This is a genomic window from Butyrivibrio sp. M55, assembly GCF_900116865.1.
Taxonomy (GTDB): Bacteria; Bacillota; Clostridia; order Lachnospirales; family Lachnospiraceae; genus Butyrivibrio.
The window spans coordinates 116,647-127,112 of record NZ_FPCD01000010.1 but is presented as its reverse complement, the minus strand read 5'-3'; the positions used below and the strand labels follow the sequence as shown (position 1 = coordinate 127,112).

The window sequence follows — 10,466 nt, the reverse complement described above, 5'->3', positions numbered from 1 at the left end:
TCGGAACGTAAACAATCGGTGTAAGCCCAAACAAAAAAACAGACTTCATATAACTAAAATCTGTCCTTTTGTTTGGGTTTCAGACCGATTTTTATCTGAGTGAACTAAGTCGCGTCCGGGTGGCTATGGAATTTCAATCTGCCACCTCATAAACAAATCTTATCATTATCTCATGGTTTTAGACACCCTCAAAGCATAAATACAGTCTTTATTCCACGACAAATAAGCCTTCGTAAAAAGGCTTGTCTTTCGATATGAGATCCACTTATTCAACAAAGCATATATCTGCCGTTCATACGAAAAGTAATAAGAGGTTCACCACATTTGGAGCATTTGCAAATGTCATGTTTATAAAGAATCTTAATCTTTTCTGCGGTTGTTTTCCCTCTGAGCTTTGAAATATATTGTTTACAGCCGAGCAGATTCCTACAGAGAGTCATTTTCTGTGTTTTACATCTACAGGCAAGAAGGCCATAGTAGCGTATCCTTACAAATCCCTTGGGAAGTATATGGAGCAAAAAATGGGACAGAAATTTTTCTCCTGAGATTGTCATAGGCCTATATTTACCATCTGTACGATAGTCCTTTGCACTGAAGGTGACGTACTCAGAATCCATGCTTAGAATACGCCTGTTGCTAATAGCAATCCTGTGAGTATATTTTCCAAGGTATTTAAAGACTTCCTGAGCTCCTTTAAATGTCCGTTTGGAATACACAACCCAATCCATAGCGTAGAGCTTATCAAGAAGACACTTGAATTCATACTGATTCCTAAGTGTTTCTGCACCACCTGCGTAGGTCAGCTTTTCGGACTCATGAAGGGATTTTAGCTCTTCCAGATAGTATTTCTTGAAAACGGCGGACATAACCTTCACAGGCAGAAAAAATTTATTTCCTTTGTCCTTCCAATGGTTCTTGTCATCAAGTCCGCCTCCCAAGACTATCGTATGAATATGTGGATGATAATTAAGCTTTGAGCCCCATGTGTGGAGAATACATATATATCCTATCTTTGCGCCAAAGTGCTTGGAATCTTTGGAAAGCTCTGACATAGTCTTATTAGCAGCATGGTAAAGGGCATCATAGAGCAGTTTCTGATTAGCGTAAATCAATGGATATAAAAGCCCTGGTACAGTAAACACTGTATGAAAGTAAGGAGCATCAAGGACATCTTCTCGTCTTAAGTCTATCCATTCATCAACCTCCATTGCCTGGCACATGGGACAATGCCTGTTCTTGCATGAGTTGTAATGGATAAATTTAGAATGACAGGATTCACATTCACTTACATGGGCGCCCATTTCTGCTGTGCGACATGACCTTATGCATTGAATTGCTCTGAACTGCTCATCAGAAAATGATCTGTCAGCAATCGTAGGAAGAAACTGTTCAAAAACATCCTGAATAGTTATGTTATCCATGTCAGCCTTCCTTCTTCTTTCGCTTGCCCTTCTTTTTCTTGGGAGCATCCAACGGACTCTTTACGCCCATGATGGCTTTGTTTGAAACATGGATATAAACCTGGGTCGAATTCGGAGATCTATGACCAAGCATTGCCTGAACATACTCTCTGTCAGTATGAGTCTCAATCAAATGAGTGGCGAAGGAGTGGCGCAGCATGTGAGGATGAAGGTCTATACCAGCTTCTTTGCCTATCCTTTTCATCATGATCTCGACACCGCCTACATGAAGCGGAGCATGAGGATTCTTCAATGTAACAAAAAGATAATCCCGTGGTACAGGATATGAACGCCAATACTGTTTCAAGAGCTCTAAAGTTCTTTCAGAAAGAATAGTCCAATGATCTCCGCGGTTTTTACTGTTACGAACATGAACCTGCATGGTACTCATGTAAATATCACTTGGAGCGAGGCGTACAACTTCTCCTGCCCGTAGACCGGAAGAATAGACAAGAGCTATTATGGCTTTGTTTCTGATGTTTTCAGCAGTATCTATGAGCTTTTCAATTTCTTCCAGAGATAGAGTCTGTGGTAATGTCCAGTCGATCTTCATTCTGGGAACGATATCAAGATCCCATGGGATATGAAGTAGATGTTTAAAAAAGAATGATAGTGCAGAACTCATAGAGTTGCAGTAACCTGGAGTGGCACCATCAGTTCTACGCTCAAGAATGTAATTGCGGACATCATAAAGGGTGAGTTCTGAAATAGACTTTTCACCTGCCCACTCCAGGAACTTAGTAGTATGAAACTTATAAATGAAGCACGTTCTTGGCGAAAGATTTCTTATTTCGCATTCCTTTTCAATTCTTTGTAGTATTTCTTCGTACATAAAAAGCCTCCATAAGTAGTAGTAATCTAATAGTTACCCTAACCATGGAGGTGGACGATTCCAATAAAAATGCTTGTATGAAGTAATGATAAATGATACGCTTTTCATGGCAGTAGTAGTGGTTTTGGTAATGTTCAGTTTTGGTGTGGTAACTTAAACATACATCATCAGAGTTTCACTATCTACTGCTTTTTAAGTAAAAGAAAAACGCTGCGCCACAGCCTTGGCAGGCCGTCGCGCAGCGACTTAGTTCAATTGGAAATCACCGCGGCGCGGATGTTATACCGGGACCGTTTACATCAGGAGAGGATTCTAAGAAAAAGATTTATGGAAAATAATGAATAAAAATGCGCCATTTCTCTCATTGTTTTGGTTTACATAATGAGAAAATGGCGTTTTTTTATTGTCAAAAAAGCACATGGATACAGGGCTGAGATGGAATTATAAAGAATCGATAAAGCGATTATAAATATTTTATAAACTATTTACACTAAAGATTGAATTAGCTAAAATAATATGATAGGTTATTTCCTCGGAATGAATTAGGAGGCATGTTATGTTCAAAAAAATGTTAACAATTTTACTGTCTGCAGTGATTTCTTTGAGCTCACTTGCAGGTTGTGGCGCAAGTGGCGGTGAGGAAGAAAGCGTTTCTGAGACAGAAGCTGTTAATGATAACGAGCTTCCTTCAGGAGATGTTTCTCTCAGAGTTTGGGGATCTGAAGAAGATGCCGATCTTATTAATCAGATCATATCAAGCTTTGTGTCTGAATATTCATCACAGGCTAATTTCAATATTACATTCGAAGCTCATAGTGAGTCTGCTGCAAAAGATGATATTCTCGGTGATGTTCTTAATGCACCCGATGTATTTACTTTTGCGGATGACCAGTTGATGGCTTTGATCGCATCCGGCGTACTTAAAGAGGTTCCCAATGCTTCGGAGATTTCGGGAAGAAACCTTGCGGCTTCAAGTGAAGCAGCTTCTTTTAACGGAACTTTGTATGCATATCCTTTGACTGCGGATAATGGATACTTCCTTTTTTATGACAAAAGATATTTAAGTGATGAAGATGTTCAGACAATGGACGGAATACTTGCTGTTGCTGAACGCGAGGGCAAGAAGATATTTATGGAACTGACTTCCGGTTGGTATATATATTCATTCTTTGGTAATACGGATATGGAAATCGGTCTTGCTGACGACGGAATATCTACTTATTGTAACTGGAATGCCAAAAATACCAAGATAAAAGGTGTAGATGTTGCACAGGCAATGTTGGATATCACACGCAGTCCGGGCTTTTTAAGTGCGGCAAATGATGACTTTGCCGTTGGAGCTGCAAACGGGTCTATTATTGCGGGTGTCAGCGGAACATGGGATGAAAATGAAATTAAGGAGGCGTGGGGCAATGACTATGCTGCAACGAAGCTTCCTACATATACTGTTGCGGGACAGCAACTTCAGATGTCAAGCTATGCGGGATATAAGCTTGTAGGTGTCAATTCGTATTCTGAAAATACTGCTTGGGCAAATAAGTTTGCCGATTGGATGACAAATGAAAAGAATCAGTCTCTCAGATTCTCGATGAGAGGTCAGGGACCTTCAAATACAGCGGCTTCATCTTCAGGCGAAGTTGCTCAGTCAAAGGGACTTCAGGCACTTCAGAAGCAGGCTGAGTATGCAAGCCTTCAGCGAGTTGGCGGAACATTCTGGGATCCTGCAACAAATTTTGGAACAATTATAAGCGAGGGTAATCCTAAGGGTAAGAGCCTTCAGTCTCTGTTAAATGATATGGTTACCGCTGTAACGGGTGTAGAATCGACAGGCGATGCGGAAGGTGCTGAGACTTCGGAAGAGGAAAGCGGTACAGAAGAGGCGGCTGCGGAAGAAAATGAGGAAGAGGCTTCTGAAGAAAATGCCGATGCTGATAGTGATACAGTTGCAGAAGCAAGTTCTGAGGTAAGTGAGTAATAGGAGGTTGGATCGATGAAGAGAAAAGCAAGTATTCGTGTAATGATTATGGTTCCGGTCCTTCTATTGGGATTTGTTTCCATTTTTTCAAATGTAATGTCATTAACAAATCTTAGAAAGGTAAATAAGACAGCGTCAACAATCGCAGATGATTATATGGCTGCCATAAATGAGCTTGATACGATAGGACAGACATCCAAAAACATTCATACTTTGGCTCTGTCGCATATTGTAGCTACTGATTTTGAGACAATGACTTCCGTTATTTCCGCGATCGAGGAAGAAGAGGCGGTTTTGGATCAGACAATGGCTGATTACAACAAGTACGTTACCGAAGGCAGCACGGCAAGCTATGAAAAGATGCTTACCGATTATCAGAGTTTCAGAGATGCTGTTAAGGTTCTTTTGGCACAGAGCGCAGCTCAGAAAACCAAGGATGCATATGCGACTGCCAATGGCCTTGTTGCCGAGAGTTCAAAGCAGTTAAGTGCAGATATCAACGATATTATTGAAGCTTTTCGCGGAAGCTCGGATACGGCAAGACAGGATCTTAGCACCAGCTACATGATCGCAAGACTTTCTGGATTTGCAGTAATTGTAATAAGTATTCTTGCTGTAGTCATCGCGCTTTACATTGTACTTAGACATGTTGTAAGGCCTGTGATCAAGGCGGAAGCAGAGCTTAATGAGATTATTGAAGGTATCAACAGACGTGAAGGAGATCTTACAAAGCGTATCACGATTGAATCCAATGACGAAATCGGAGCTCTTGGTAAAGGTATCAACTCATTCATTGAACACCTTCAGAATATCTTTATGACCATTACAAATAATTCATCTGCAATGGATAAGGTTGTAAGCGATGTTTTGGGAAGCGTAAAGACATCAAACAGCAGTGCTGCAGATCTTTCGGCGCTTACAGAGGAACTTACCGCTACTATGGAGGAAGTTGCCGACAGCGCAGGTACTATCAATAATAATACGGAAGCTGTAAGAGTTGAAGTTGATGAGATGGCTGACAAGAGCCGTGAGATAAATGAATATTCCAAGATTATGAAAGAGCATGCGGATGCGATGGAGAAGTCTGCAAGAACAACTATGGCTGAAACAAATGCCAAGGTTGAGGATATTCTTACATCTTTGAATCAGGCTATTGAAGACAGCCAGAGTGTTGATCAGGTTAATTCACTTACAGCTGAGATCATGAGTATCGCGACACAGACAAACCTTCTTTCTCTTAACGCTTCTATTGAAGCTGCAAGAGCGGGAGCAGCCGGAAAAGGTTTTGCGGTTGTTGCGAGTGAGATTGGATCTCTTGCCGAAAACAGTAAGAGAACTGCCGGAAATATTCAGGAGATCAACTCTGTTGTTGTTGAGGCAGCTCACAATCTTTCAAGCAGCGCAAACGAGCTTGTTGATTATTTGCAGAATTCAATCCTGCCTCAGTTTGAGAAGTTTGTTGAGGACGGCGAGAAATATAAAGAGAATGCCAATTATATTGAAAGTGTCATGGATGACTTCAGCAATAAGACTGAAGGATTTAAGTCTACTTTCAGTGATATAGCAGAATCCATCAACAATATCACAACATCCATAGAAGACGGTGTTCGCGGCGTTTCATCAGCTGCTGAGAGCACTCAGATACTCGTATCCGATATGGACAATATTTCAAGGCGTATGGATGAAAACAGCCGTATCGCAGGTGAGCTTGATGAGGAGACGGCTATTTTCGCGAAGATATAAATAGGTAGTGTTTGAATATGTTTAATCTAAGATAGGAAAGGTCTCCGTAAAAAAACGGAGACCTTAAATTAAATCTTTTCGAGTTTGAGTCTATATCCTAAAGAATTAATTACTGCTATAAAAGTTTTGTAATTGATTTTATCGGCGGTTTCAGTATTTCGAAGTTTCTGTATAACGGTAGGTGATACATCAGCTTTTTGTGCAAGTGATCTTACAGAGACGTTTTCTTCCTCCATTTTTTGTATTATAAACTCTGAAAGGAGGAATTCTTCATATTCCTTATCAAAAAGTTTCTTTTGTTCAGGGTTATCTGTTATAAATTGATCAAATGTAGATTTCATATTACGTGTTCTCCTTTCATCACATATTATTTTGAGATGAGTTATAATTGGCCATGTTTTTTAATGCAGTATCCTTTTCACTTTTTGGAAGCTTGTCGGATTTTTTATGGAATGCATTGGTAACTATTATTTTCTTTCCAACAAAGAAAAAACATAAATATCTGTCAGGTTGAGGCTTGAAAGCGTAAATGCCATCACCTTCATTTCTAAATTTAGTTTTATCGAAGATGACTCCAAAATCTCCCATTTTTTTCACGAGCATAAGAAATTTTCGTTTTTGAGAATCTGATGATTTGAGGAAATATTCATATGCTTGACTATAGCCTTTTTCATCATAGTACCATTCAATGGTGTGGTATTCACCTTCGTAAATTAAGCAATTATCTTTATTCATATACATAGTGTACCATAAATGTGGTACAAAAACAATATAAAGATATATGTGATGTAACCTTATTTATAGTGAAGTTGCTTAGTGATTTCCTGCGATCTCCGAGGCTTGTGCCAAAGTCTTCTTTTAAAATGGGGAAGAGAGTAATGAGCTCATGAACTTGTTATTTGATAGCGCTGATACTATGATGGATTATATAAAATCAAGCTTGTATGAGCACAGGACCTTTAATCAAGTTACGCTGGGCGTGTCTCAGATGGTTATCGCAACTCTGCTTAAGCAGTACAAAGAGAATGAGGATATGGAGTTCATCAGAAAAACACCCGGATGGGAAAAGTTTATAAAGAAATGGGAAGGGTGAGAATTAAGTGAAGATAAGTGAGAATCTGAATTTATTTGGAAAAACCATATTATTGTTTTTGCTGCTTTGTTGTGCCTTTGGGCTTGTCGGATGCGGTTATACTCCTGAGGAGATTGCAACTATCAATTCGTATAAGACTCAAGGGGAAAGAAATGCAATTAATTACATAAAGCAAAAATATGGCTTTACTCCAACTGTTACAGAGGTGGAAAACCAATATGATGAGGGCGGCCCGATCCCAGATTTTACACCTATGCCAAACGGCTCGGTATTGGTCACTATGAATTGTAACGGTAAAGAGTTTAAGGCAGAGATTACCGGAGAGCAGGAATCACTTGACGGTGCGGATGATTATCAAAAAGAAGAAATTCTCAGTTATCTTAATAATCATATTAAAGAAAACTATCCAATGGTTGAAGAGGCGGTGTTCTATTATTTTGAACAAGACGACCACTTCTTTTCTTCGCTTTTCACCGGTGATAATTTTTATGATTATGTAAAAGATTCGTATGTTGTTTTAAAAATATGTAATAAGCAGGTCACAGATTTTCCGCTTAATGCCTTTGTGTCTGATGTACAGTGCGAATCGGTAAATATCATAGAATATAAGGATAAAGAGAAAATGCCGCTTATGTTTAATTCCGGTATATGGACATCGGAAGGACCTGATATGGATACAATCTTACCTTATATCGATCAATATCTGTATTATGACAGATTTAATACTGAGGAGCCTTTTGTAAAAAACGTTTACACCAAATATGATAAGGATATTGTTGTTTGTACGTTTGAAGACGAAAAAGTTATTGTTGGTGAAGAAAAAATGACTGTAGCTGATTTCGTAAAGAGAATTGGTTTAAGATATGTGTCGTCTTATAAAATACAGTCCAATGCTGAAGAAGTATATGTCTACATTCCTCATGATATGGTGAAGAATAATGAGAAAATTGCGGTCTACACCGGAAAATATGAGACCTTATCGTATGAAAGTCTTGACTATACTTACTTTGAGAATCCAGTGAATAAAAATGATCATGATGATTTTGAGACTTCTTTTACCTTCAAGATTTATGCCAAGAAAGGCAAATAATATTTTTTACAAATCAGTCCTAACATGGTAAGATATATCTTGCCTTATTAGGGCTTTTTTATTGTAGATAATATTAGTGTTTAAAGGAGATAAATACCATGAAGTTGGGCATAGTGGGGCTTCCAAATGTCGGAAAAAGTACACTTTTTAATTCACTTACAAATGCAGGAGCGCTTGCTGCGAACTATCCGTTTGCTACGATCGACCCTAACGTGGGCGTTGTTGCCGTTCCGGATATCAGACTTAAGCAGCTCGGAGACCTTTATCATTCAAAGAAGGTTACACCTGCAACTATAGAATTCGTTGATATCGCAGGACTCGTTAAGGGCGCATCAAAGGGTGAGGGACTCGGAAACCAGTTCCTTGCAAATATTCGTGAGACTGATGCAATCGTGCATGTGGTTAGATGCTTTGATGATACAAACGTTATCCACGTTGACGGAAGCGTTGATCCTGTGCGTGATATCGAGACAATCAACCTTGAGCTTGTGTTTGCGGATCTTGAAGTTCTTGAAAGAAGAATCGCAAAGACAGCAAAGACTGCAAGAATGGATAAGACTGCAGCAAAAGAGCTTGAGACTTTAAATAAGATAAAAGAGGTTCTTGAAGCTGATAAGATGGCAAGAGAGCTTGAGTTCGAGGATCCCGAAGAGAAGGCGTTTGTAAACAGCCTTGACCTTCTTACATGGAAGCCTGTTATCTACGCGGCTAATGTTAAGGATGAAGATCTTGCCGATGACGGAGCATCCAATAAGTATGTTGCAGCTGTAAAAGAGCTTGCATCCAAGACAGGAAGCGAAGTGTTTGTTATCAGCGCTCAGATCGAAGCTGAGATTTCCGAACTTGACGAGGATGAGAAGGCTGAGTTCCTTGAGAGCTTGGGACTTACAGAGTCCGGACTTGATAAGCTCATCGCTGCAAGTTACAAGACTCTTGGTCTTATGAGTTTCCTTACATCGGGAGAGGATGAGACAAGAGCTTGGACTATCAAGGTCGGAACAAAGGCTCCTCAGGCAGCAGGTAAGATTCACACTGACTTTGAGAGAGGCTTTATCAAGGCGGAAGTTATCAATTATCAGGATCTTCTCCGTGAAGGCTCAATTGCGGCAGCAAAAGAGAAAGGACTCGTACGTATGGAAGGAAAAGAGTACGTGGTTCAGGACGGGGATGTTATTCTGTTCAGATTCAATGTTTAATATGGGAGGAACACTATGACAGCCGGTGATATGGGAAAAATGGACATAGCTTTTCCTAATCTGCACATTTATTTGCACAATGTTCCGAAAAGCTTTGAGGTATTTGGATTCACCATTGCACTTTACGGAGTGATAATAGGACTTGGCTTTTTGTTCGCGCTTTTCCTTATAGCGAATATTGCAAAAAAGACAGATCAGAACCCTGATACTTACTGGGATCTTGCGATATATGTAATTATCTTTTCCATATTGGGAGCGAGATTGTATTACGTTATCTTTTCTTGGGATAATTACAAGGACGATCTTCTCGGAATCCTTGCGATAAGAAACGGCGGACTTGCGATATACGGCGGTGTTATTGCGGGATTTGCGACGATATATATTTTCTCGAGAGTGAAAAAGTGTAAGTTCCTTAAACTTACGGATACCGTTATGCCGGGACTTCTTCTCGGACAGATTATGGGAAGATGGGGAAACTTCACCAACAGAGAGGTTTTTGGAGAATATACCGATGGCCTCCTTGCCATGAGACTTCCCGTTGAGATGGTAAGAGCGTCTGATGTATCGGACCTTATGATCGAGCACATGAACGGTGCCAATTATATCCAGGTTTCACCTACATTCCTTTATGAGAGTTTGTGGAATCTCGGACTTCTTATAATAGTTCTTCTTTATACTAAGCATAAGAAGTTTGATGGAGAGATCACACTTATGTATCTCGGTGGATACGGAATCGGAAGAGCATGGATTGAGCATGTCAGAACAGACAGACTCTTTTTTGCCAATACGAAGATTCCGATTTCCATGATGATAGGACTTTGCTGCTTTGTATTTGCGGTTGTGGCTGAGATTATCACTCGCGTGAAATTGGCAAAGCTTAATGAAGATAAAAAAACTGAATAGTGGAAATTACTTTAGCTTAAAACCGATTAAGAGGAGCCTTGAAAGAGGCTTCTTTTTTTATGCTAAAAATGTGCTAATCCACACCACGACTAAGCTAAACTCTTTATTAAAATTTTACGTTTTTAAGGTTGTTTAATGATTAATTTTGTTTTATAATGACTTCAGGTGGTAAAA

The 10,466-nt window shown here is 39.6% G+C and carries 10 protein-coding genes; 6 read left to right on the top strand and 4 right to left on the bottom strand.

Annotation, left to right across the window (positions count from 1 at the left end):
• Positions 1-269: 269 nt before the first annotated feature.
• Positions 270-1,421, bottom strand: coding sequence for an IS91 family transposase (locus tag BM398_RS11820; RefSeq protein WP_092337656.1), 1,152 nt, complete (start codon positions 1,419-1,421; stop codon positions 270-272).
• 1 nt (position 1,422) lies between these two features.
• Positions 1,423-2,292 (bottom strand): tyrosine-type recombinase/integrase, encoded by an 870-nt coding sequence (locus BM398_RS11815; RefSeq protein ID WP_092337657.1) that lies wholly within the window; start codon positions 2,290-2,292, stop codon positions 1,423-1,425.
• A 556-nt stretch (positions 2,293-2,848) separates the two neighbouring features.
• Here BM398_RS11815 and BM398_RS11810 point away from each other — a divergent pair.
• Together BM398_RS11810 and BM398_RS11805 are read left to right on the top strand one after the other, a co-directional pair.
• On the top strand, positions 2,849-4,267 hold the full coding sequence (locus BM398_RS11810) for an extracellular solute-binding protein (protein WP_092337844.1): 1,419 nt from the start codon (positions 2,849-2,851) through the stop codon (positions 4,265-4,267).
• A 15-nt stretch (positions 4,268-4,282) separates the two neighbouring features.
• Positions 4,283-6,010, top strand: a complete 1,728-nt coding sequence (locus tag BM398_RS11805; RefSeq protein ID WP_092337843.1) for a methyl-accepting chemotaxis protein — start codon at positions 4,283-4,285, stop codon at positions 6,008-6,010.
• A gap of 68 nt (positions 6,011-6,078) precedes the next feature.
• Here BM398_RS11805 and BM398_RS11800 read toward each other — a convergent pair whose 3' ends face one another.
• Together BM398_RS11800 and BM398_RS11795 are read right to left on the bottom strand one after the other, a co-directional pair.
• Positions 6,079-6,351, bottom strand: a complete 273-nt coding sequence (locus tag BM398_RS11800; RefSeq protein WP_092337842.1) for a hypothetical protein — start codon at positions 6,349-6,351, stop codon at positions 6,079-6,081.
• A 19-nt stretch (positions 6,352-6,370) separates the two neighbouring features.
• Positions 6,371-6,745, bottom strand: a complete 375-nt coding sequence (locus BM398_RS11795; protein WP_092337849.1) for a type II toxin-antitoxin system RelE/ParE family toxin — start codon at positions 6,743-6,745, stop codon at positions 6,371-6,373.
• A 151-nt stretch (positions 6,746-6,896) separates the two neighbouring features.
• Here BM398_RS11795 and BM398_RS11790 point away from each other — a divergent pair, with 151 nt between their 5' ends.
• From BM398_RS11790 to lgt, 4 genes are all read left to right on the top strand, one after another.
• Positions 6,897-7,103, top strand: a complete 207-nt coding sequence (locus BM398_RS11790) for a hypothetical protein (RefSeq protein WP_092337841.1) — start codon at positions 6,897-6,899, stop codon at positions 7,101-7,103.
• Between the two features lie 7 nt (positions 7,104-7,110).
• Positions 7,111-8,193: a hypothetical protein gene (locus BM398_RS11785; RefSeq protein ID WP_092337840.1), complete on the top strand. Its 1,083-nt coding sequence runs from the start codon at positions 7,111-7,113 to the stop codon at positions 8,191-8,193.
• A gap of 98 nt (positions 8,194-8,291) precedes the next feature.
• The gene (gene ychF, locus BM398_RS11780) at positions 8,292-9,389 is read left to right on the top strand and encodes a redox-regulated ATPase YchF (RefSeq protein WP_092337839.1); all 1,098 of its coding nucleotides are present in this window, start codon (positions 8,292-8,294) and stop codon (positions 9,387-9,389) included.
• 15 nt (positions 9,390-9,404) lie between these two features.
• Entirely contained in the window at positions 9,405-10,292 is an 888-nt protein-coding gene (lgt, locus tag BM398_RS11775) for a prolipoprotein diacylglyceryl transferase (RefSeq protein ID WP_242949808.1), read from the top strand.
• The last annotated feature ends 174 nt before the right edge of the window (positions 10,293-10,466 follow it).

Bases quoted from the DNA above. Each gene is read 5' to 3' on its own strand.
- BM398_RS11795 (WP_092337849.1), bottom strand. From the start codon at position 6,745: ATGAATAAAGATAATTGCTTAATTTACGAAGGTGAATACCACACCATT.
- BM398_RS11820 (WP_092337656.1), bottom strand. From the start codon at position 1,421: ATGGATAACATAACTATTCAGGATGTTTTTGAACAGTTTCTTCCTACG.
- ychF (WP_092337839.1), top strand. From the start codon at position 8,292: ATGAAGTTGGGCATAGTGGGGCTTCCAAATGTCGGAAAAAGTACACTT.
- BM398_RS11800 (WP_092337842.1), bottom strand. From the start codon at position 6,351: ATGAAATCTACATTTGATCAATTTATAACAGATAACCCTGAACAAAAG.
- BM398_RS11805 (WP_092337843.1), top strand. From the start codon at position 4,283: ATGAAGAGAAAAGCAAGTATTCGTGTAATGATTATGGTTCCGGTCCTT.
- BM398_RS11790 (WP_092337841.1), top strand. From the start codon at position 6,897: ATGAACTTGTTATTTGATAGCGCTGATACTATGATGGATTATATAAAA.
- BM398_RS11815 (WP_092337657.1), bottom strand. From the start codon at position 2,292: ATGTACGAAGAAATACTACAAAGAATTGAAAAGGAATGCGAAATAAGA.
- BM398_RS11810 (WP_092337844.1), top strand. From the start codon at position 2,849: ATGTTCAAAAAAATGTTAACAATTTTACTGTCTGCAGTGATTTCTTTG.
- lgt (WP_242949808.1), top strand. From the start codon at position 9,405: ATGACAGCCGGTGATATGGGAAAAATGGACATAGCTTTTCCTAATCTG.